Source organism: Acidovorax sp. sic0104, assembly GCF_019219095.1.
In the GTDB taxonomy this organism is placed as follows: domain Bacteria; phylum Pseudomonadota; class Gammaproteobacteria; order Burkholderiales; family Burkholderiaceae_C; genus Acidovorax.
In genome coordinates, this window is the sequence record NZ_JAHUWH010000001.1 from 629,250 (window position 1) to 649,864 (window position 20,615).

General features: G+C 68.0%; 19 protein-coding genes. 10 read left to right on the forward strand and 9 right to left on the reverse strand.

Annotated elements, in window-relative coordinates; translation table 11 throughout:
- The first annotated feature begins 204 nt into the window (after positions 1 to 204).
- The 8 genes from KW835_RS02955 to ligD all read left to right on the forward strand — a co-directional run bounded on the left by KW835_RS02955 (position 205) and on the right by ligD (position 10,570).
- On the forward strand, positions 205 to 1,152 hold the full coding sequence (locus tag KW835_RS02955; protein ID WP_218380770.1) for an ABC transporter permease: 948 nt from the start codon (positions 205 to 207) through the stop codon (positions 1,150 to 1,152).
- Positions 1,149 to 2,021: an ABC transporter permease gene (locus KW835_RS02960; RefSeq protein WP_218380771.1), complete on the forward strand. Its 873-nt coding sequence runs from the start codon at positions 1,149 to 1,151 to the stop codon at positions 2,019 to 2,021. The genes KW835_RS02955 and KW835_RS02960 overlap by 4 nt, the downstream gene beginning before the upstream one ends.
- Complete coding sequence (locus KW835_RS02965; protein WP_218380772.1) at positions 2,018 to 3,061, forward strand: ABC transporter ATP-binding protein; 1,044 nt, start codon at positions 2,018 to 2,020, stop codon at positions 3,059 to 3,061. Before KW835_RS02960 ends, KW835_RS02965 begins: the two co-directional genes overlap by 4 nt.
- Complete coding sequence (locus KW835_RS02970) at positions 3,058 to 4,083, forward strand: ABC transporter ATP-binding protein (protein ID WP_218380773.1); 1,026 nt, start codon at positions 3,058 to 3,060, stop codon at positions 4,081 to 4,083. The genes KW835_RS02965 and KW835_RS02970 overlap by 4 nt, the downstream gene beginning before the upstream one ends.
- Entirely contained in the window at positions 4,080 to 5,363 is a 1,284-nt protein-coding gene (locus KW835_RS02975; RefSeq protein WP_218380774.1) for an amino acid deaminase, read from the forward strand. The genes KW835_RS02970 and KW835_RS02975 overlap by 4 nt, the downstream gene beginning before the upstream one ends.
- 2 nt (positions 5,364 to 5,365) lie before the next feature.
- Complete coding sequence (locus KW835_RS02980; RefSeq protein ID WP_255593204.1) at positions 5,366 to 6,289, forward strand: MurR/RpiR family transcriptional regulator; 924 nt, start codon at positions 5,366 to 5,368, stop codon at positions 6,287 to 6,289.
- 1 nt (position 6,290) lies between these two features.
- Complete coding sequence (locus tag KW835_RS02985; protein ID WP_218380775.1) at positions 6,291 to 7,748, forward strand: amidohydrolase family protein; 1,458 nt, start codon at positions 6,291 to 6,293, stop codon at positions 7,746 to 7,748.
- A gap of 314 nt (positions 7,749 to 8,062) precedes the next feature.
- Positions 8,063 to 10,570, forward strand: a complete 2,508-nt coding sequence (gene ligD, locus KW835_RS02990; protein WP_255593205.1) for a DNA ligase D — start codon at positions 8,063 to 8,065, stop codon at positions 10,568 to 10,570.
- A gap of 155 nt (positions 10,571 to 10,725) precedes the next feature.
- Here the strand turns inward: ligD and KW835_RS02995 are convergent, their stop codons facing one another.
- The 5 genes from KW835_RS02995 to KW835_RS03015 form a co-directional block, all read right to left on the reverse strand.
- Positions 10,726 to 11,019, reverse strand: coding sequence for a DUF4148 domain-containing protein (locus KW835_RS02995; protein WP_218380777.1), 294 nt, complete (start codon positions 11,017 to 11,019; stop codon positions 10,726 to 10,728).
- Between the two features lie 225 nt (positions 11,020 to 11,244).
- Complete coding sequence (locus KW835_RS03000) at positions 11,245 to 11,589, reverse strand: non-heme iron oxygenase ferredoxin subunit (RefSeq protein ID WP_218380778.1); 345 nt, start codon at positions 11,587 to 11,589, stop codon at positions 11,245 to 11,247.
- An 11-nt stretch (positions 11,590 to 11,600) separates the two neighbouring features.
- Complete coding sequence (locus KW835_RS03005) at positions 11,601 to 12,092, reverse strand: aromatic-ring-hydroxylating dioxygenase subunit beta (protein WP_218380779.1); 492 nt, start codon at positions 12,090 to 12,092, stop codon at positions 11,601 to 11,603.
- Positions 12,093 to 12,096: 4 nt separating this feature from the next.
- Complete coding sequence (locus tag KW835_RS03010; protein ID WP_218380780.1) at positions 12,097 to 13,362, reverse strand: aromatic ring-hydroxylating dioxygenase subunit alpha; 1,266 nt, start codon at positions 13,360 to 13,362, stop codon at positions 12,097 to 12,099.
- 70 nt (positions 13,363 to 13,432) lie between these two features.
- Positions 13,433 to 14,419: a 2Fe-2S iron-sulfur cluster-binding protein gene (locus KW835_RS03015; RefSeq protein ID WP_218380781.1), complete on the reverse strand. Its 987-nt coding sequence runs from the start codon at positions 14,417 to 14,419 to the stop codon at positions 13,433 to 13,435.
- Between the two features lie 113 nt (positions 14,420 to 14,532).
- On the opposite strand from KW835_RS03015, the gene KW835_RS03020 reads away from it, so the two are divergent.
- The gene (locus KW835_RS03020) at positions 14,533 to 15,441 is read left to right on the forward strand and encodes a LysR family transcriptional regulator (protein ID WP_218380782.1); all 909 of its coding nucleotides are present in this window, start codon (positions 14,533 to 14,535) and stop codon (positions 15,439 to 15,441) included.
- Positions 15,442 to 15,523: 82 nt separating this feature from the next.
- Here the strand turns inward: KW835_RS03020 and KW835_RS03025 are convergent, their stop codons facing one another.
- From KW835_RS03025 to gtdA, 4 genes are all read right to left on the reverse strand, one after another.
- The gene (locus KW835_RS03025) at positions 15,524 to 16,849 is read right to left on the reverse strand and encodes an MFS transporter (protein ID WP_218380783.1); all 1,326 of its coding nucleotides are present in this window, start codon (positions 16,847 to 16,849) and stop codon (positions 15,524 to 15,526) included.
- A 43-nt stretch (positions 16,850 to 16,892) separates the two neighbouring features.
- Positions 16,893 to 17,543 carry a maleylacetoacetate isomerase gene (gene maiA / locus KW835_RS03030; RefSeq protein ID WP_218380784.1) on the reverse strand — a complete coding sequence of 217 codons (651 nt, stop codon included), beginning with the start codon at positions 17,541 to 17,543 and terminating at the stop codon, positions 16,893 to 16,895.
- Positions 17,544 to 17,559: 16 nt separating this feature from the next.
- Entirely contained in the window at positions 17,560 to 18,258 is a 699-nt protein-coding gene (locus KW835_RS03035; protein WP_218380785.1) for a fumarylacetoacetate hydrolase family protein, read from the reverse strand.
- Positions 18,259 to 18,416: 158 nt separating this feature from the next.
- On the reverse strand, positions 18,417 to 19,475 hold the full coding sequence (gtdA, locus tag KW835_RS03040; RefSeq protein ID WP_218380786.1) for a gentisate 1,2-dioxygenase: 1,059 nt from the start codon (positions 19,473 to 19,475) through the stop codon (positions 18,417 to 18,419).
- 162 nt (positions 19,476 to 19,637) lie between these two features.
- Between gtdA and KW835_RS03045 the strand changes: the two genes are divergently transcribed.
- Positions 19,638 to 20,567: a LysR family transcriptional regulator gene (locus KW835_RS03045; RefSeq protein ID WP_218380787.1), complete on the forward strand. Its 930-nt coding sequence runs from the start codon at positions 19,638 to 19,640 to the stop codon at positions 20,565 to 20,567.
- The last annotated feature ends 48 nt before the right edge of the window (positions 20,568 to 20,615 follow it).

Below are 20,615 nucleotides of genomic sequence, written 5' to 3' on the forward strand. Positions count from 1 at the left end.
CGCAAAACGCAGCAATAGCCGAAGCTATTGCGAGTATTTGCAACGCGGCAGACCGCCCGAGACCGCAGATGCCCACGGCGCGGTGATTCGTGCAGAGGGTCCCTAGGGGGCGCCACCGGTGGACCGGCAAAGCCGGATCCACTGTGGCACTGGCCTGGGCAGGGGTTGTGGTGCGAACGGGGACCTTTTGAGAGACAAGCAAGCATGCGATTTCTATTGAAGCGGCTGGGGGGTGCAGCCGTGGTGCTGGCGCTGGTGGCGGTGCTGGTGTTCTGCCTCACGCGGCTGGCCTCGGGCGACCCGGTGGCGCTGCTACTGGGCGACCAGGCGACCGCTGCCGACATTGCCCAGGCGCGCGCCCAATACGGGCTGGACAAGCCCCTGCCCACGCAGTTCGTGCTGTGGGTGGGTGAGCTGCTGCAGGGCAACCTGGGGCACTCGCTCTTCCTGCAGCGGCCCGTGGCCCAGGCGCTGCTGGAGCGGGCCGAGCCCACGCTGTTCCTCGCGCTGTTCGCGGTGGGCATCGCGGCGCTGGTGGGCATTCCGTGCGGCATGGCGGCCGCCATCTGGCGCGGCAGCGCGGCCGACCAGGCCGTGAGCGGTGTGGCCATGCTGGGCGCGAGCGTGCCCAGCTTCTGGCTGGGCCTGATCCTCATCCAGCTGTTCGCCGTCAAGCTGGGCTGGTTCCCGGCATCGGGCTACGGCGACCCCAGCGCCACGCTGGGCGAACGGCTATCTCACCTGCTGCTGCCCGCGCTCGTGCTGGGCCTGCTCAACTCGGCGCTGATCATCCGCTTCACCCGCGCGTCCATGCTCGACATCCTGGGCGAAGACTATGTGCGCACCGCACGCGCCAAGGGGCTGGACGAGGGCACCATCATGGTCAAGCACGTGCTGCGCAATGCGCTCGTGCCCATCGTCACCGTGCTGGGCCTGACCATGGCGCTGATGATCGGCGGCACCGTGGTCACCGAGACCGTGTTCAACCTGCCCGGTGTGGGCAACCTGGTGGTGCGGGCGGTGCTGCGGCGCGACTACCCGGTCATCCAGGGCACGCTGCTGGTCATCGCGGCCATCTACGTGTTCATCAACCTCGCCATCGACTTCATCTACACGCTGGTGGACCCGCGCATCCGGCTGGTGGCACCATGAACGGCCACAATCCATCCCCTTCTTCCTGGCAGCGCTTCGCGGCCGTGCTGCGCCGGCTGTTCGCACGCAAGGTGGTGCTGGCCTCGGCCATCGCGCTGGCGCTCGTCGTGGCGGTCGCCACCGTCTACCCCGCAGTGTCGGACGCCGACCCCAATGCGCTGTCCATCAGCGAGAGGCTGCGCGCGCCCTCGGCCACCCACTGGGCGGGCACCGACGAGCTGGGGCGCGACGTGCTGCTGCGCATCGTGCACGGCGCGCGGTACTCGCTGCTCATCGGCTTCGTGACGGCGGCAGGCGCGGTGCTGCTGGGCACGCTGCTGGGCATGTTCGCGGGGTTCTTCCGGCGACTGGATGCACCGCTGATGCGGGTGGTGGACGCCATGATGTCCTTCCCCGACATCCTGCTGGGGATCGCGCTGGTGTCCATCCTGGGGGTATCGCTGTGGAACGTGATGCTTGCCCTGGTCATCGTCTACACGCCGCGCGTGGCCCGCGTGGTGCGCGCCACCACGCTGGTGCTGCGCGAGCTGCTGTTCGTGGACGCGGCGCGCGCCCTGGGCGTGCGCACCCCGAAGATCCTGCTCAAGCACATCCTGCCCAACCTGATGTCGCCCATCCTCGTGCAGGTGACCTTCATCTTCGCCTACGCCATCCTGGCCGAGGCCGGGCTGTCCTTCCTGGGCGTGGGCGTGCCACCCGACATCCCCACCTGGGGCACCATGATCGCCGGCAGCCTCGACTATGCGGACAAGGCGTTCTGGACCATCTTCGCGCCCGGCATCGCCATCGTGCTTACCGCGCTGTCGCTGCAGATGCTGGGCGACGGCGTGCGCGACCTGCTCGACCCCAAACTGAAGAAGACCGTATGAGTGCCGCACCTTTGACCGACCCCGCCGCGGCCCGCCTGGAAGTGCAGGGCCTCTCGACCTCGTTCGCCACCGACGGAGGCCGCATCCAGAGCGTGGCCGACGTGTCCTTCACCATCCACCCCGGCGAGACGCTGGCACTGGTGGGCGAGTCCGGCTCGGGCAAGTCCGTCACCAGCCTGTCGCTGATGGGCCTGCACGCGCGCACTTCGCAGGCCGAGGTCAGCGGCCAAGCCTGGTTCGTGCAACGCGACGGCCGCCGCGTGGACCTGCTGGCCCTGAAAGAGGCCGACAAGCGCGCCCTGCGCGGCAACGAGCTGGCCATGATCTTCCAGGAGCCCATGACCAGCCTGAACCCGGTGCTCACGGTGGGCGAGCAGATCGCCGAGTCCGCCCGCCTGCACCTGAAGATGGACCGCCGCACCGCGCATGCCCACGCCCGGCGCATGCTGGAGCTGGTGGAGATACCGGCCGCCGCCCAGCGCGTGAACGAGTACCCGCACCAGCTCTCGGGCGGCATGCGCCAGCGGGTGATGATCGCACTGGCCATGGCCTGCAACCCCACGCTGCTGATCGCCGATGAACCCACCACCGCGCTCGACGTAACCATCCAGGCTCAGATCCTCGCTCTGATGGGCCGGCTGCAGAAAGAGACCGGCATGAGCATGCTGTTCGTCACCCACAACCTGGGCGTGGTGGCGCAGTACGCCGACGCCGTGGCGGTGATGTATGCCGGCCGCATCGTCGAATCGGCCCGCGTGCACGACCTGTTCGCGCGCCCGGAGCATCCCTACACGCGCGGCCTGCTGGCCTGCCTGCCGGGCGTCGCCCGGCAGCGGGACGGGACTGTGGGCGCCCACGGGCGCCGCAAGCTGGTGGCCATACCGGGCCAGGTGTCGAGCCCGCTGGCCCCGCCCCCGGGCTGTGCCTTTGCACCACGCTGCGCCCGCAAGCTGGCCGCCTGCGACGCGCAGATGCCGCCGCTGGAAGCCACCGGCGCACGCCGCATGGTGCGCTGCATCCACCGCGAGGTGACCGCATGAGCGCCGTGCTGCAACAACCCATGGCATTGCCCACAGGCAGCCTTGCGGAGGCCCCGCTGCTGGAGGTCCAGCACCTGCGCAAGTACTTTGGCAGCGGCGCCCACCCCGTGCGAGCGGTGGACGATGTGAGCTTCACCATCCGCCAGGGCGAAACCCTGGGCCTGGTGGGCGAATCGGGCTCGGGCAAGAGCACCATCGGCCGGCTGCTGACGCGCCTGGTGGACCCGACCGGCGGGCAGATTCTGTACCACGGTGCGGGCGCCGCACAGGACCTGGCAGCGCTGTCACAGGGGCAATACCGCCCGCTGCGCTCCAAGATCCAGATCATTTTTCAAGACCCCTACGCCAGCCTCAACCCGCGCATGCGCATCCGCGAGGTGTTGGCCGAAGCGCTGGACACCCATGGCCTGGCCAAGGGCCGCGCACGCCTGCCGCGCATCCACGAGCTGCTGCAGCAGGTGGGCCTGCGGACCGAGCATGCGGACCGCTTTCCGCACGAATTCTCGGGCGGCCAGCGCCAGCGCATCGGCATCGCCCGCGCCCTGGCTGTGGAGCCGAAGTTCATCGTGGCGGACGAGCCCCTGTCGGCGCTGGACGTGTCCATCCAGGCCCAGGTGGTGAACCTGCTGGGCGAGCTCAAGGAGCAGTTGGGCCTGACCCTGCTGTTCATCTCGCACGACCTCGACGTGGTGGAATACCTGTGCGACCGCGTGGTGGTGCTGTACCTGGGCCGCGTGATGGAGATCGCCCCCACCGAGGCGCTGTACGCCAATCCGCAACACCCCTACACGCGCGCGCTGCTGGCGGCCGCGCCCATCCCCGACCCGGCGCAGCGGCGTAGCATCCCGCTGCTGCAGGGCGACCTGCCCAGCCCCGCCCACCCGCCCTCGGGCTGCGTGTTCCGCACCCGCTGCCCCCTGGCCGAAGAGCGCTGCGCCAGCACCGATATGCTGCTGCGCGAGGTTCAGCCGGGCCATCTGCATGCCTGCTGGAAAACAGCGCACCACCCCACTTCCCCATGACCGACGACTTCATCCTCGACCACCGCAGCAAGAGCTTTCCGCAAACCGCTGCGCCCTGCCGCGCGTCCGACCTGGCCACCAGGGGCTGGAACCTGCTCGCGGACGACCTGTCCTACCCGCTGGCCGTCATCCGGCGCTCTGCGCTGGCCCACAACCTGGCCTGGATGCAGGACTTCGCGGCGCGCAAGGGCGTGGCGCTGGCGCCGCATGGCAAGACCACCATGTCGCCCGAGCTGTTTCGCCAGCAGCTCGCGGCCGGCGCCTGGGGCCTGACGTTCGCCACCATCTACCAGCTCTCGGTGGGTGTGGAGGCCGGCACACGCCGCGCCATCATTGCCAACCAGGTGGTGTGCGATGCCGACCTGGACGGCCTGCAGGCGCTGCTGCAGCGGCATGCGGACCTGCGTGTGTGGTTCCTGGTGGACTCGCTGGCGCAGCTGCGGCTGATCGAGGACTGGGCCGTGCGCCGCCAGGCCGCGGGGCAGGTGGCCCGCCGCTTCGACACGCTGCTGGAGATCGGCATCCCCGGCCAGCGCACCGGCTGCCGGACGCTGGAAGAAGCCCTGGCGCTGGCCCAGGCCATCGCCCATTCACCCGCCGCGCAACTGGGCGGCATCGAGTGCTACGAAGGCGGCGTGGCCCGGTGCGACAGCGAACATGATGCGCGCGAAGTCACTGCACTGGTACGCCGCGTGACCGAGGTGGTGCGCCAATGCGATGCCCACGGCCTGTTTGCCGACCCCGCCGTGCTGCTGACGGCCGGCGGCTCCGCCGTGTTCGACCTGGTGGTGCCGCTGCTGCGAACGCAGGGCCTGTCGCGCCCCGTGGAGGGCGTGCTGCGCTCGGGCTGCTACATCACGCACGACCACGGCAACTACATGCGCTTTCTGCGCCACGTGGAGCAACGCGAAGGCCTGGACGCATCGCTGCGCCCCGCGCTGGAGGTATGGGCCATGGTGCAGTCCGTGCCCGAGCCGGGCCTGGCGCTGCTGACCTGCGGCCGGCGCGACGTGTCCTACGACCTGGAGATGCCCGTGCCCGTGCGCTGGGCACCACGGGGCCAACGCGCTGCGGGCGATGCGCCGCAGGGCTGGGCCATCAGCGCGCTCAACGACCAGCACGCCTACCTGCGCTTCGACCCTGCGGGCAGCGCACCGGCCGTGGGCGACCGCGTGGCGCTGGGCATCTCCCACCCCTGCACCACTTTTGACAAATGGCGCTGGCTGCCCCTGGTCGAGGACGACTGGGCAGTGAGCGGCGCCATCAGCACCCGTTTCTGAGCATGGCCATCACACACACATCCCAAAGCTTGCTGCAGCAGTTGCGCGAGCGCCAGCCCGACCTGCCCGAGGCGCAGCGCAGCGTGGTGCGCGTGGTGCTGGAAGACCCCCGCGCCGCCGTGGTGGCCACGGTGGAGCAACTGGCCCAGCAGGCGGGCGTTTCCATGCCCACCATCGTGCGCACCTGCCGCAGCTTCGGGCATGACTCGGTGCGCGAGTTCATGGTGGCGCTGGCGCAGGACCTGGCCGTGTCCGGCTCGCACCTGCACCGCAGCGTGCTGGCCGACGACAGCGCGCACGACGTGGCCAGCAAGATCGTGCACGCCGCCGTGTCCTCGCTGACCGAGCTGGGCCGCAACCTCGATGCGCAGGTGCTCGACCAAGTGGCCGAACGGCTGGCCGCAGCGCGCCGCATCGACTGCTATTCGGTGGGTGCAGCCTCGACCTTCATGGCCAGCGAGCTGCAAAGCCGCCTGTTCCGCCTGGGCTGCACGGCCAACGCGATCTTCGATGCGCACCAGCAGCTGGTCTCGGCCAGCACGCTCGGGCCCGACGGCGTGGCCTTCGTGATCTCGCATGTGGGCCGCATGCCCTACACGCTGGAGGCCGCGCGCTTTGCCCGCTCGCAAGGCGCCACCGTGGTGGCCCTGACCCAGCCAGGCACCCCGCTGGCCGATGCGGCCGACCTGGTGCTGGCGGTGTCCGTGCCGCAGGATGCGGTGATGCGCGTGGGCACCGAGGCCTACCTTGCCCACTTGGTGGTCATCGAGATCCTGATGGTGCGCCTGGCCCAGAAGCTTGGGCCCGTGGCCGCGCGGGGGTTGCAGCAGTTCAAGCAACTGCTGCACAAGCATGGATTCGACAGCGCGGAGTACGCGGGCGCCCTGGAGGGCGGCGCGCACAAATTGCCCGCGTCGGAGGAGTGAGATGGCGCCTGCAACGCTGCTCCAGAACGGGCTGATCGTGGACGGCACCGGACGTGCCGGCTGGCAGGGCGACCTGCTGATGCGCGGGGACCGCATCGCGGCCGTCACGCCCCCCGGCAAGATCGATCCCGGCACCCTGGTCTCTGAAGGCACGCCACAAGCCATCGACTGCACAGGCCTGGTGATAGCGCCCGGCTTCATCGATGTGCATACCCACGACGACGCGGCCGTGCTGGACGGCCCGGCCATGCTGCCCAAGCTGTCGCAGGGCATCACGACGGTGATCGTGGGTAACTGCGGCATTTCGCTCGCACCCGTGGTGACCGAGGCGCCGTCCGCGCCCCTGTCGTTGCTCGGCCGCCTGCAGTTCCGGCATGCGAGCATGGCCAGCTACGCAGACGCCGTGAACGCGGCCCAGCCCGCAGTGAACGTGGCGGCGCTGATGGGCCACACCGCCCTGCGCATGCGGCACCTTGCGGACCTGCGCCAGGCAGCTTCGCCGGCCGAGCGCGCGGCCATGGCGGCCGACATGCAGGAGGCCATGGACGCCGGTGCGCTGGGACTGTCGTCCGGCATCTTCTACAGCGAGGCCTACGCCGCCGATCAGGACGAACTCGTGGCGGTGGCCAGCGTGGCCGCACGCAACGGCGGGGTTTACGCCACCCACGTGCGCGACGAGCTGGCGGGCATCTTGCCGGCCCTGCAGGAGGCCGCATGGACCGCCCGGCAGTCCGGCCTGCCCCTGGTGATATCGCACCACAAGTGCGCGGGCCCGGCCAATTGGGGCCGCACCCGCGAGACGCTGCCGCTGCTGGAGCAATTGGCCGAGGGCCAGGAGATCGGCATGGACGTGTACCCCTACACCGCGGGCTCCACCGTGCTGCGCGAAGACCTGGTGGACGGCATCATCGACATCCTCATCACCGGCAGCCAGCCGCATCCGGAGATGGCGGGCCGCTACCTGGCCGACATCGCGCGCGAATGGGGCGTGCCACAGCCGCAGGCGGCCGTGCGCCTGAAGCCCGGCGGAGCCTGCTACTTCCAGATGCGCGAGGACGACGTGGAGCGGGTCATCACCCACCCCCTGTCCATGATCGGCTCGGACGGCCTGCCGCACGACGAGCGGCCCCACCCGCGCCTGTGGGGGGCGTTCCCGCGTGTACTGGCATGCTACTGGCGCGAGAAGGGGCTGCTGCAACTCGAGGAAGCCGTGCACAAGATGACCGGCCTGTCGGCCCGGCGCTTTCGGCTGGGGGCGCGCGGAGTGCTGCAGTCGGGCCACCTGGCCGATGTGGTGGTGTTTGACCCTGCGCGGGTGAAGGACGTGGCCACGTTCGAAGACCCCCAGCAGTTCAGCGATGGAATCGAAAGGGTGTGGGTCAACGGCGTGCAAAGCTACACCGCGGCGCAGAGAGCCACCGGCGCACGTGCGGGGCGCTTTGTGCGGCGGGGCGAATAGCCCGGCGCGCTGGCACCGCAGATGCCGTTGCGGCCTGTCTGTGCGTGCACGCCTGTGCGCCCGCAGACCGCAGGCCGACTGGTCCTAGTCCTACCGACACCTCCTGGACGGCATGGCAATGTGAACCTGCCGGTGATCAGGCACCGGTAGATGAAGCGTCTTTGGGCCCGCTCCGTGCGGGCCCCTTTTTGCCTGGGCGCGCGCCGTTCCTGCCGCACCGACGCCGTCTTGTCCTACAGATGGGGCCTGACTCGGGTGTTAATTTTTCTTCATCGACGATCCAGGAGCAGCGGGCACCTTGCCCCGCACTGAGCATGAAGGACTCACTCGCCCAATACAAGAAGAAGCGCAACTTCACGCTGACGCCCGAACCGGCCGACGGCGGGATGCCTGGTGCGCAGGCGCTGCAGTACGTGATCCAGAAGCATTGGGCCAGCCGGCTGCACTACGACCTGCGTTTGGAGATCGACGGCACCATGAAGAGCTGGGCCGTGCCCAAGGGCCCCAGCTACGACCCTGCGGACAAGCGCATGGCGGTGCAGGTGGAAGACCACCCCATCTCCTACAACACTTTTGAAGGGCAGATTCCGCCCAGACAGTACGGCGCAGGCCGCGTGATCATCTGGGACCGCGGCTACTGGGTGCCGGTTGGCGATCCGGCCGATGGTTACCGCAAGGGCAAGCTCAAATTCTCCCTTCACGGTCACAAGCTGCAGGGCCACTGGACGTTGGTGCGCATGCATGGCCGCAGCGATGACAGGCAGCCGCCCTGGCTGCTAATCAAGGAGCGCGACGGGCTGGAGCGGCCAGCCAGCGAATTCAGCGTGGTGGACGAACTGCCCGACAGCGTGGCGGCGGCACCGCCAGTGGCGCCACCCAGCAAACCGGCGCCAGTGCGGGCAGGAGGGGGCCGCACCAAGACACCCACACCTCCGCCCACAAAGGCGCCGAGGGCACCGCTGCCCGCCCAGTTGTCGCCGCAGCTCGCCACGCTCGTGGACAGACCTCCAGCAGACACCGAAGACTGGATCTGGGAGCTGAAATTCGACGGCTACCGTCTGCTGGCCCGCGTGGAACGCGGAAAGGCGCGGCTGTACACCCGCAATGGCCACGACTGGACCGACAGGATGCCGGTCCTGGCCTCGGCCATCGCCGGGCTGCCGATCAGATCCGGCTGGCTCGATGGCGAAGTGATGGTGCAGGATGCGCATGGCATCCCGGACTTCCAGGCGCTGCAGAACGCCTTTGACGGCCAGTCCACCGAATCGCTGGTCTTCTATGTGTTCGATTTGCCGTTTGCCGACGGCCACGACCTGCGCGGCCTGCCACTGCTGGAGCGCCGAGAGCGGCTGCGGCAGATCCTGCAGGGGGGCGGCGACACCTCTCGCGTGCGCTTCAGCGAAGCGTTCGAGGCGGCGCCGGGCGACCTCGTCTCGTCCGCCTGCAAACTCGGTTTCGAAGGCGTGATCGGCAAGCTCAAGCGCGGTACCTATTCCCCGAGACGCAGCGCCGAGTGGATCAAGCTCAAGTGCTCGCACCGGCAGGAATTCGTGATCGGTGGGTACACCGACCCGCAGGGCTCTCGCACAGGCATCGGGTCGCTGCTGCTGGGCGTACACGATGATGCAGGTGCGCTGCGCTACGCGGGCAACGTGGGCACGGGTTTCAGCGAGCGGGTGCTGGGCGAGCTGCACGCCAAGCTCCGGGCGCTTGCCATCCACCAAAACCCTTTCGCCGATCCGCGAAGCCTGGGTAAAAATGTCCACTGGGTAGGGCCCATCCTGCTGGCCGAGGTGTCGTTTGCAGGATGGACGAAGGAAGGCAAGGTGCGCCATGCGGTGTTCCACGGTTTGCGCACCGACAAGCCGCCACAGGCCATCGTGCAGGAAAAGCCCGAATCGCTGGAGGCAACGCGCGCGGACAAGAAGAAGCGGACCGCCACCCCTGTAGCAGGCGCGCTGCGGGTGTCGCACCCGGACCGCGTCATCGACCCGTCCACGGGCCTCACCAAGATCGGGCTCATCCGCTACTACGCCACGGTGGCTCCCTTGCTGATGGAGCATTTGAAGGGGCGGCCCGTGTCCCTCGTGCGCGCGCCCGATGGCGTGGACGGCCCGCATTTCTTCCAGAAGCACCTCGACACGGGCACGATGCCCGGGGTGCGGGCGCTGCCCCAGGCGCTGGATCCAGGCCACCCGCCCTTGCTGGAAGTCGCGAGTGCCGATGGCCTGCTGTCAGCCGCGCAAATGAATGCCGTCGAGTTCCACACCTGGAATGCGCGCAAGGACATGATCGCCCGCCCCGACCGCATCACGTTCGACCTGGACCCGGGCGAGGGCGTGCCGTGGGAGCACATGCAGGAAGCCGCCACGCTGGTGCGGGCGATGCTGACCGAACTGGGGCTGCCCGCGTTTCTCAAGACCAGCGGCGGCAAGGGCCTGCACGTGGTGGTGCCCATCAAGCGCCTGCACGACTGGGGCACGGTGAAGGCTTTCAGCCAGGCGGTGGTGCAGCATCTGGCCGACACCATCGGGCAGCGGTTCGTGGCCAAGAGTGGCCCGAAGAACCGCGTGGGCAAAATCTTCGTGGACTATCTGCGCAACGGCTTTGGCGCCACCACGGCGAGTGCCTGGACGGCGCGTGCCCGTTCGGGCATGGGCGTGTCGGTGCCCGTGGCATGGGACGAGCTGGATGAACTGGCCAGCGGTGCGCACTGGAGCGTGCAGAACATCGGACCACGCCTTCCCGTGGGCAATGGCCCGTGGCAGGGCTATGGCGGTGCTGCGGTGTCCATCTCGGCCGCGATGAAGACGCTGGACTGAGTACCCGCTGGCGCCACCACCAACAAAAAGGGCTCCCAGATGGGAGCCCCGTTTGCTTCGGCGTGTGCGGTATTCAAAAACACTCCCCATGGCAGCAGCGCCCGCGAAAGACCCGCGAATCGCCACCACCATGGGAAGGCCCGCAACCGCGTCAATTACATGGCGCTGATTTCGCCCGAAGGAATCTGGCCGGTGCGCACGGCTTCCGCAGCCTGGGCACGCACGGCAGCGCGGTCGGCGGTGGACTTGTAGGTCACGACGCGCGAACCTGCGGGCTCGATGCTGCGGGTCTGGGCAACGCTCGATGCCTCGGCAGCCACTTCGGCGCGGGTGCGGTTGGTTTCGAACTTCGTGGCGAATTGCGAAGCGTCGGCTTCGTCGGCGTGGGCGCCAAAAGCTGCGAAAGCGGACACGGCGGCGATGGAGAGGAAGCGTGCGGTCTTGTTCATGATGATTTCCTTTGAAGTTAAAAAGCGTCTCAAAAAAGCCGGAGAGAAGACGAACAGGTGAAACCGCTTCTGACCGGGTTCGGTGAGTCGCCTTGCGGGTTCGGCTCATCGATGGGTTGAACTGTACGCCGCGGGTGTTCAAAGAAAAACCACTCAGTCGCGAACTGACTGTTCTGCAAATGGGAACAATGATCCACGCTTTGTGCCGTCCCCCAGTGCCTCAGCTCAGGCGGCGGTACCGTGGATGACCGAAAGCTGCAGGAAAACCTTGCCCTCCTCTATGCGCACGGGGTAGCTGCGCAACGCTTGCGTGAGCGGTGCGCACAGCGCACTGCCATCACGCACATCGAAGCGTCCCTGGTGCAGCGGGCATTCGATCTCATGCCCTTCCAGGAATCCGTCGCACAGCCGCGCATTGCCGTGCGTACAGAGGTTGTCGGTGGCGAACACGTCGCCGCCCACCGTGTACAGCGCCACGTCGCGGCCTCCCACGGTCACGCCGATCACGTCGTCCTCGGGCAGGTCGTCCAGCGCGGCAGCTTCGGTCCAGGGGGAATCGATGGAGGTCATGGACTCTCTCCTCAGATGGGATAGATGATGGAGTTGGGGATCATTTCGCTGTCGTAGATGCATTCCTTGCGGGCAAACCGCAGGCCCTCGGGCGTGCGCACCACCACGTCCAGGTAGCGGCCGACATTGAACACAGTGGACGGCTCCGACAGCTTGGTGCGCAACACCGCGTAGTTCGCCTCGCAGGTCCATCGCCCCTCGCCGTCCGCACGCACGATGGGCGTGCCGATCACATGGCGCTGGTAGTACGGGTCGTGGAACAGCGTCTCACGGATGCCGTAGACGCGATCCTTGAGCATGCCCTGGCTGTCGAACGACAGCGTGGCCAGCGGCAGGCCACGCTCGTGGTTCTCGCGCGGCTGCAGGCGGTAGACGCAGTCCTCGGTAAAGAAGCCCGGCCAGCGGTCCCACTGTGCGGCATCGAGCGCAGCGGCGTACTCGGCATACAGCTGCTGCAGCGCAAAGTAGTCGGTGAATGCGATGGGAGTGTCGTGGGTGTCCATGGCGTCAGTCCTCCTTCTCCATCACACCGCGCCAGTACTCATACATGCCACGGATCAGCGTCTCGGTGACCATGTGGTCGGTATCGCCCACGCCATGTCCCCCCAGCTCCACCAGCGCACGGTGGAAGGGCTTTTGCTCGAAGCCCTGCTGCGAGAACTCGATCACTTCCCCATCGTCGGCCGAGACGAAACCAGCCGGGCCGAACAGGTTGGCCTGGCGCAGTCGGCGCTCGGTCATCTCGGGGCTGTCGTCCTCGAAACCGAAATGCGTCCACACGAAGTCGAAGGCGTCATGGCCCACGGGCTGGATGTGGCGCGTGGAGACGCTGTTGACCTGCTGCTGCAGGATCACGCTTGGGAACAGCGTGGTCATCACCGCCGTGGGGCCACCCCACCAGGGCTCGGGCACGATGTCGAGGAAGCGCGGGTCTTCGAGCTGCATGCCCGCCTTGAAACTGGATACGTTGGACACGTCGGACTGCTTCTTGGCCTCGCCCCGCGTGGAGACCATGGCCGCGTGCCGGTGACGCGCATCCATCTTCAGCTGCGACTTATTGTCGGCCCGCCAGAGGCCGAAGGTCACGAACCAGGTGTGCAGCAGGCCCGGGTGGTAGGGGTCCTTGATGTTCTCCTGCATGAGCTTCCAGTTGCCCGGGATGCGCTGGCGGTTGTAGCCCAGGATCTTGAGCTGGCGGCCGTTGAACAGGCGGTCGAAGTAGCCCAGGATCTCCGGGCCCATGAAGTCTTCCAGCGACTCCACGCCGTGGTCGAACGACGCGAACACGACGCCACCGCGCGCTGCCACCTTCAGGCGGGTCAGGCCGTGATCCTCAAGCTGGAAATCCGCCGGCATGCCGCCGTGAACCTTGCCGTCCTGCTTGACGCCGCGCCGAAAGGGCACGCCCTGCAGCGCGCCGTCCAGCCGGTAATTCCACTGGTGGTAGGGGCAGACGAACTCCTTGCGGTTGCCATGGCGCTCGCGGCAAAAACGCATGCCGCGGTGCGCGCACACGTTCTCCACCACATGCAGTTGCATGTCCTCGCCGCGCACCAGGATCACCGAGCGCTCGCCGATCGCCGTGCGCTTGAAGTCGCCGGGATTCGGCACCTCGGCCTCCAGCCCCACGTAGCACCAGTGGTTGCGGTAGAAGAACCGCTCCAGCTCACGGCGGTACAGCTCTTCGTTGGTGTAGGCCGCGAAAGGCACACGGTGAGTGCCGGGGCTCTCCCAGACAGGGCGCAAGGGAAAGATGGGATGTTGCGTACTCATGGGGTCGTCTCCTTGTGATGGTTGTTCCGTGCGTGGGCGTGGCTCTGCAGCAGGCAGCGGGCGCAGTCGCTCAGGGGGTGCTTGCATAGAACGCGTCCGCGTACAGGTGCTCCGGCGCGATGCCGCGCTGGCGTGCCAGCAGCGAGGCCGCTTCCACCATGGGCGGCGATCCGCACAGATAGGCGCGCCAGCCGTCAAGACGCGGCCAGTCGTGGGCGATGGCATCGGTGACCAGGCCCGTGCGCTGGCCGGGTGCCGCATCGGCAGCAGCCACCACGGCATGCACCTGCATCTGGGGATGCCGCTGCTGCAACTGTGCCAGCCACTGCAGGCCGTACACGTCACGCACGGAGCGCGCGCCGGCATAGACGTGGATGGGGTTGGCCATGCCCGACTCCAGCGCGCCGCGCACGATGGAAAGGATGGGTGCCAGCCCTGTGCCGCCCGCCACGCAAAGCATGGGCCCCTCGTACTTGCGGCGCAGGTACGCCGAGCCCAGCGGGCCGCTCACGCGCACGGTGTCGCCCACGGCCAGCACATGGGCCACATGGCCGGAGACCTGCCCACCCTCGACCACGCGCACATGGAATTCCAGATCGTCGTCATGTGGCAAGCCAGCCATCGAATAGGGTCGCGCAAGGCCCGGGCCGAACTGCAGTTGTGCGTACTGCCCGGGTGAAAAGTCCAGCGCCTTGGCGGGCCGCAGGCACACGCGGCGGATATCGTGCGTGAGTGCTTCGACCGCCGTGACCGTGGCCTTCACGGTGCGCGCGGTGTGCACCACCACCTCGTCGGGCTCGGGGATCTCGATGGTGCAGGACTCGCTCAGCACTGTCTGGCAGGCCATCACGTAGGGCTCCTCACCGCCCGTGGGCCTGCGCAGAGCGGGCCCGGAATCCAGGACATCGCCCGACAGCAGCTTGCAGCGGCAAGTGCCGCAGCGCCCGGCCATGCAGCTGTAGGACACGGGAATCTGGTGCGCGCGCAGCACTTCCAGCAGGTTGGCTCCCGGCGCCACCGGCAGCACGCGGCCCAGCGGCTCGATACGCAGTTCCATCAGGGTTGTCTCGCTCTTGTCGTTGTGATGGCAGCGATCATTCCCGCGATTGCAAAATCAGCCAATAGAATGGCGTGAATACAGTCCATCACCCAGATCAATAAAGGTATTGCGTGGAACTCGAGGACATCGACCTCAACCTTCTGGTGGTGTTCCAGCAGCTGCTGGTCACGCGCAAGGTGTCGCAGGCCGCGGAGAACCTGGGCCTCACGCAGCCGGCGGTGAGCAACGCCCTGGCACGTCTGCGGCGCCTGCTGGGCGACGAGCTCTTCTTGCGCACCGCCCAGGGCATGCAGCCCACGCCCTATGCCGACCAGCTTGCGGAGTCGGTGTCGTACGCGCTGGCCATGATCCATGGCGCGCTCAACCACAAGCTGGGGTTCGACCCCGGCACCAGCCGGCGCGTGTTCAAGGTGGCGATGACGGACATCGGCGAGATCTACTTCCTGCCGCGCCTGCTGGAGCGGCTGGCGCAGGTGGCGCCGGGCGTGCGCCTGACCACGGTGCGCAATACCTCCACCGACCTGAAGGACGCCATGGAAGCCGGCAAGGTGGACCTCGCCGTGGGCCTGCTGCCGCAGCTCAAGGCGGGCTTCTTTCAGCGCAGGTTGTTCCGCCAGCCCTATGTGTGCCTGTTCCGGCAGGGACACCCGCTGCACAAGCGCCGCATCAGCCTGGCCGAATTCTCACGCGCAGAGCACGTGGTGGTGGTCTCGGAAGGCACGGGCCACGGGAAGGTGGATGAGCTGCTGGAGCGCATGGGCGTGGCCCGCGATGTGCGGCTGACGGTGCCGCATTTCGTGGCCATCGGTCACATCCTGCAGGCCACGCAGATGGTGGCCACAGTGCCCGAGAAGATGGCACAGAGCATGTCCGAGCCCTTCGGGCTGGCCTCGGTGCCCCACCCGGCGAAGTTGCCGCAGGTGGCGATCAACCTGTTCTGGCACACGAAGTACCACCGCGACCCGGGCAACCAGTGGCTGCGCGGCCTGCTGGTGGAGATGTTTGCGGAAAGCGATTGACGCGGGGCGGTCAAGAAGAAGACGGTGAACCGGGCCGCCCTCCCCTGCGGCCAGCCGTTGCACCGGCTCGACCCGTTGCGTTTCAGGCGCTGCGGCGCACGCGGCCGAGCAGCACCACGGCCACGGCCGCCAGCACCGCCGGCACGGCAGCGATGAGAATGATGGACGAGGGCGTCCACGCAGCGGCCAGGAGCGCACCGCCCGCGAGCGGGCCGACGATGGCGCCGATGCGACCAACGCCCAGCGCCCAGCCCACGCCCGTGGCGCGGATGTGCGTGGGGTAGATGGAGGCGGCCAGCGCATTGCACCCGATCTGCGCACCCACCACGCCGAAGCCCGCCAGCGCCGCGCCCGCCAGCAGCCCCGTGAGGTTCTGCCCGCTGAAGGCGATGAGACCGATGAACCCGGCCGAGGCGGCATAGGCGGCGCCCAGCACGGCGTAGGCGCTGAACCGGTCGATGAGCCGGCCGAGCGCGAGTGCGCCCACCACGCCGCCCAGGTTGAGCACGGCGGTGGAAAGAATGGCCTTCTCCAGCGGCAGCCCCGCGCTCTTGAGCAGCGTGGGCAGCCAGTTGACGAGGAAGTACATCACCAGCAGGTTCATGAAGAACGCCAGCCACAGCAGCAGCGTGGTGGGCAGGCGGCCGTGCCGGAACAGCTCGAACACCGAGAAGCCGGCCTGTACGCCCGCAGCCTCGCCGCGCAGCCCGGCCATGACCGTGGCGGGGTCTTCGCCCGGGTAGGCACTCTTCACGATGGGCTCGTAGCGCGCGGGCGCTGCGCCGCTGGCGGCGAGGTAGCGCAGCGATTCGGGCAGCAGGGCCGCGAGCACCGGCAGCAGCAAGAGCGGCAGCACGCCGCCGAGCACGAACACCGAATGCCAGTCGAAGTGCGCGATGAGCCAGCTGGAGATCAGCCCGCCCAGCGTGGAGCCCAGCGGAAAGCCGCAGAACATCACCGTGACCAGCGTGGCGCGCAGGCGCTGCGGAGCGTATTCACTGGTCAACGCAATGATGTTGGGCATGGCCGCGCCCAGCCCCACGCCGGTGATGAAGCGATAGGCCAGCAGCTCGTTCATGTTGGTGGCCCAGGCGGTGAGCAGAGCGAACAGGCCGAAGATGAAGGTGGACAGCAGGATGACCTTCTTGCGCCCCCAGCGGTCGGCGGCCGGGCTCAGCAGGAAGGCTCCGGCCATGAGGCCGAACAGGCCCGCCGCGAAGATGGGCCCGAACTCCGAGGCCTTGAGCCCCCAGTCCTCCGCGATGCGGGGCGCCACGTAGGCGATGGACTGGGTGTCGAAGCCGTCGAGCATGGCAACGATGGCGCACAGCAGCGTCACGCGCAGTTGCAGTGGTCCGAAGGCCGCACGTTCTGCCGCCGGGATGCCGGCGGCCAGGGATGGATTCATGTTGTCTCTCTCCGTTGTTGTGGTGAATGGATGGGGGGCAGGCTCAGGGCTGGTAGTCGGGCTGAACCTCCGGGCGTGCTGCGATGAAGGCCGGGTGCTGCTGGGCATGCGCATACACGGCCCTGGTGCGCACATAGGGCGCCAGGTCGCAGCCCGCGCGCTGCGCGTTGCCCACCTGGGGCACGAGGCACACGTCGGCCAGTGTGGGCTGGTCGCCAAAGCACCATGGGCCGCTGCCGGCTTCGCCGCCACGGCCCGCGAGCAGGCGCTCCACGGCGTCGAAGCCCTCGGCAGCCCAGTGCGCGTACCACGCGTCCTTCTGCTCTGCGCTCAAGGCCAGCGGACCTTGCAGGTACTTGAGGATGCGCAGGTTGTTCACCGGGTGCATGTCGCAGGCGATGCCGTGGGCCAGCTCCAGCACGCGCGCTCGCAGGCGCGGCTCCAGCGGTACGAGCCGCGGCTCGGGGTGGCGCTGATCCAGGTAGTCGATGATGGCGAGCGACTGGCTGAGGGTGAAGTCGCCGTCCACCAGCGTGGGCACGGCGCGCGCGGGGTTGAGCTGCGCGTAAGCCGGCGCGCGGTGCTCGCCCACGCGGATGTTCACGCCGTGGTAGTCCACCGGCAGGCCCTTCAGGGCCAGGGCGATGCGCACCCGGTAGGAGGTGGAGCTATTGAAGAAGCTGTAGAGCTGCATGCGGGACTCCGCGGGGTCAGGCCACGTCGACCGCGAGCTCACCCAGGCGCTCCACGCCGACCACCATGCGGTCGCCGCGCACCACGGGGCCCACGCCTTCGGGCGTGCCGGTGTAGATCAGGTCGCCGGGCTCCAGGCGGAAGTAGGTGGACAGGTCGGCGATGGTTTCGGCCACGGACCAGATCAGGTGCGAAACATCGCTGCGCTGGCGGTCGCTGCCGTTCACCGTAAGCCAGAGGCCCGCCTGTGTGAAGTGGCCCACGTCGCTCGCGCGGTGCAGGGGGCCGATGGGCGCGGAAGCGTCGAAGGCCTTGCCGATTTCCCAGGGCCGGCCCATCTGGCGCATTTCCATCTGGCGGTCGCGGCGCGTCATGTCCAGGCCCACGGCATAGCCCCAGGCGTGGTCCAGGGCGTTCTCGCGGGCGATGTCGCTGCCGGCCTTGCCGATGGCGACGACCAGCTCGGCCTCGTAGTGGAAGTTGTCGGTGCGCGAGGGGTACGGCAGCTGCAGCGTCTCTCCGTAGGCCACGGGGATGACGGCGTCGGCCGGCTTGCAGAAGAAGAAAGGTGGCTCGCGGTCGGGGTCAAACCCCATCTCGCGGGCGTGGGCGGCGTAGTTGCGGCCTACGCAGTAGACGCGGCGCACGGCAAAGGCATCCGCAGTGCCCACGACGGGCACGGCAACGGTGGCAGGAGCAGGGAAGACGAAGGCCATGGGTTTGCTTCTTTCTTGAAAACTGTCGGTCTGACAAAGGGGGGATGTGAAGAGCGCGGGCGCCGGCAAGCACGCCCCAGCGGACGAGCACAGGCCGGCGAGCCGGTCTCAGCGCCACCGGAAAAACAATGGAAAGCGGCAGGCGGCTGCCGCAGCACCTAGATCCGCTCTTCGCGCAGCAGGTTGAGCGCGGCCTGTACGGGGCGGTCGGAGTAGCTGAACAGCACGGCGTCCTGCGTGGCGGCCAGTTGAACCGGTGCCCACGAGGGTGCGACGAAGGTGTCGCGTGGGCCGTACTGGAAGGTGCTGTCGCCGATGCGCGCCGTGCCCTGCCCTTCGACCACGCTGAACACCGTGGCATCTGTGTTGCGGTAGGTGCGGCCCGCAAAGCCCGCTGGCAGGAACTGCAGGAAGGTCGCCATGGTGGGCATGGGCCAGCCACCGGTGGCGGGGTTGACGTAGCGCAGCTTGACGCCGTCCCAGGCATCCAGTTCGCCCTGGCGGAATAGGCGATCGAGCGCCTCGCGGCTGCGGTCGTAGGGGTAGCTGAAGATGGGCGAGGTCGGATCCGTACTGCGGTGGCGCACCGGCACCATGTTGTGGCCAAAGGCGGCAAAGCTGTGGCCTTCGTTGCGGCTCACGGGCTGCGTGGCCTCGGGGTAGTTCTCGGCGAAGCCGGCATCCAGGTGGCCGATGAGGGGAATGTCCAGGCCATCGAGCCACACCACGGGCTCGCCCCCCTCGTCTACCGTGGGGTTGCCGTGGTCGTGCCAGGTCCACGACGGCGTGATGATGAAATCGCCCGGGCGCATGGTGGTGCGCTCTCCGTTGACGGCGGTGTACGCGCCTTGGCCTTCGACGATGAAGCGCAGCGCGGACTGCGTGTGGCGGTGGCTGGGCGCGATCTCGCCGGGCAGGATGAGCTGCAGCCCCGCATACAGCGTGGAGGTGATGCTGGCGCGGCCTGGCAGGCCCGGATTCTCCAGGATGAGCACGCGGCGCACGGCCTCTTCGGCGCTGATGACGTCGCCGGCCTGCATCACCAGCGGGCGCACCTCGTCGTACTTCCACAGCGCTGGCACCGCCCGGGGCTGCGGCTCGCGCGGCACGAGGCTGTGCAAGGATTCCCACAGGGGCGCCATGCCATGGCGCGCGATGCGGTCGTAGTAGGCCTGGCGGTCGGGGGCGTTGCGCCCTGTCTGCGATGGGGTGTTCATGTCTTGTCTCCTGTCAGTCAGGCGGCTGTGCAGCAGCGCTGTCAGATGCCGCTCCATCTCGATGTGTGCCGTGATTATTTGGAGGGAGCGATAGTTCGTAAAATCATTTATTCGTCTTATCCATAATCTTTTGGATATACCTGCACCCCGAGGACCGTCACCATGGACTGGACCCACCGCCTGCGGCTGCGCCAGCTGCAGATGCTTTTGAGCCTTGCGCAGACCGGGAACATGAGCCAGTCGGCACAGTCGCTGCACACCGCGCAGCCTGCGCTCTCCAAATGGCTCAAGGAGCTGGAGGAAGACCTGGGGTTCACGCTGTTCGAGCGGCACGCGCGGGGCCTGCGGCCCACACCGCAGGGCGAGGCGCTGATCGCGCACGCGCGGCGCATCGAAGCCCACCTGGACGTGGCCCGCGACGACATGCAGGCGCTGCGCGACGGCGGCAGCGGCATGGTGGTGGTGGGGACTTCGGGCGCGTCGGCATCCGACGTGGTGCCGATGGCCGTGCTGCGCCTGCTGGAATGGTTGCCGCGTGCCCAGGTGCGGCTGGCCGAAAGCACCATGAACGTGCTCATGCGGCAACTGGCCACCGGCGAGCTCGACGTGGTGGTGGGCAGGTCGGCGCCCGAACTGCATGACTCCCACATCCACGCCGAGATGCTGTACATGGAGCCCATCCACCTGGTGGCACGCCCGCAGCACCCCCTGCTGCTGCAGCGCGCCGCACGCGAAGGGCTGCAGTGGCAGGACCTGATGGCCTACCGCTGGCTGGTCTGGCCGCGCGGCACCCCCATACGCAACGCCCTGGAAAACGCGCTGGCCACCGCCGGCCATGCGCTGCCGTCGGGCTGCGTCGAATCGAACTCGGTCACGCTCAACCTCACCTTGCTCGGGCACAGCGACATGATCGGCCTGGCATCGCACCGCGCCGCCCTGCGCTTTTCGCAAATGGGCGTGCTGCGAGTCCTGCCGCTGAGGCTCTCGGGCTTTGGCTCGGTGTCGATGTACTGGCGCGTAAACACCATTGATCGCACGGCCGTGGCACACACGCTGCGCGCGCTGCGCGAGGTGGCGACACACACAGGCTAAAACAGAACGCCCGACAAAAAGGGCTCCCAGATGGGAGCCCCGTTTGCT

Coding starts and splice junctions, on each gene's coding strand:
- KW835_RS02985 (WP_218380775.1), top strand. CDS start 6,291: ATGGCGCCTGCAACGCTGCTCCAGAACGGGCTGATCGTGGACGGCACC.
- KW835_RS03045 (WP_218380787.1), top strand. CDS start 19,638: ATGGACTGGACCCACCGCCTGCGGCTGCGCCAGCTGCAGATGCTTTTG.
- KW835_RS03010 (WP_218380780.1), bottom strand. CDS start 13,362: ATGAGTACGCAACATCCCATCTTTCCCTTGCGCCCTGTCTGGGAGAGC.
- KW835_RS02980 (WP_255593204.1), top strand. CDS start 5,366: ATGGCCATCACACACACATCCCAAAGCTTGCTGCAGCAGTTGCGCGAG.
- gtdA (WP_218380786.1), bottom strand. CDS start 19,475: ATGAACACCCCATCGCAGACAGGGCGCAACGCCCCCGACCGCCAGGCC.
- KW835_RS02960 (WP_218380771.1), top strand. CDS start 1,149: ATGAACGGCCACAATCCATCCCCTTCTTCCTGGCAGCGCTTCGCGGCC.
- KW835_RS02975 (WP_218380774.1), top strand. CDS start 4,080: ATGACCGACGACTTCATCCTCGACCACCGCAGCAAGAGCTTTCCGCAA.
- KW835_RS02970 (WP_218380773.1), top strand. CDS start 3,058: ATGAGCGCCGTGCTGCAACAACCCATGGCATTGCCCACAGGCAGCCTT.
- KW835_RS03015 (WP_218380781.1), bottom strand. CDS start 14,419: ATGGAACTGCGTATCGAGCCGCTGGGCCGCGTGCTGCCGGTGGCGCCG.
- maiA (WP_218380784.1), bottom strand. CDS start 17,543: ATGCAGCTCTACAGCTTCTTCAATAGCTCCACCTCCTACCGGGTGCGC.
- KW835_RS03000 (WP_218380778.1), bottom strand. CDS start 11,589: ATGACCTCCATCGATTCCCCCTGGACCGAAGCTGCCGCGCTGGACGAC.
- ligD (WP_255593205.1), top strand. CDS start 8,063: ATGAAGGACTCACTCGCCCAATACAAGAAGAAGCGCAACTTCACGCTG.
- KW835_RS02965 (WP_218380772.1), top strand. CDS start 2,018: ATGAGTGCCGCACCTTTGACCGACCCCGCCGCGGCCCGCCTGGAAGTG.
- KW835_RS03035 (WP_218380785.1), bottom strand. CDS start 18,258: ATGGCCTTCGTCTTCCCTGCTCCTGCCACCGTTGCCGTGCCCGTCGTG.
- KW835_RS02955 (WP_218380770.1), top strand. CDS start 205: ATGCGATTTCTATTGAAGCGGCTGGGGGGTGCAGCCGTGGTGCTGGCG.
- KW835_RS03005 (WP_218380779.1), bottom strand. CDS start 12,092: ATGGACACCCACGACACTCCCATCGCATTCACCGACTACTTTGCGCTG.
- KW835_RS02995 (WP_218380777.1), bottom strand. CDS start 11,019: ATGAACAAGACCGCACGCTTCCTCTCCATCGCCGCCGTGTCCGCTTTC.
- KW835_RS03025 (WP_218380783.1), bottom strand. CDS start 16,849: ATGAATCCATCCCTGGCCGCCGGCATCCCGGCGGCAGAACGTGCGGCC.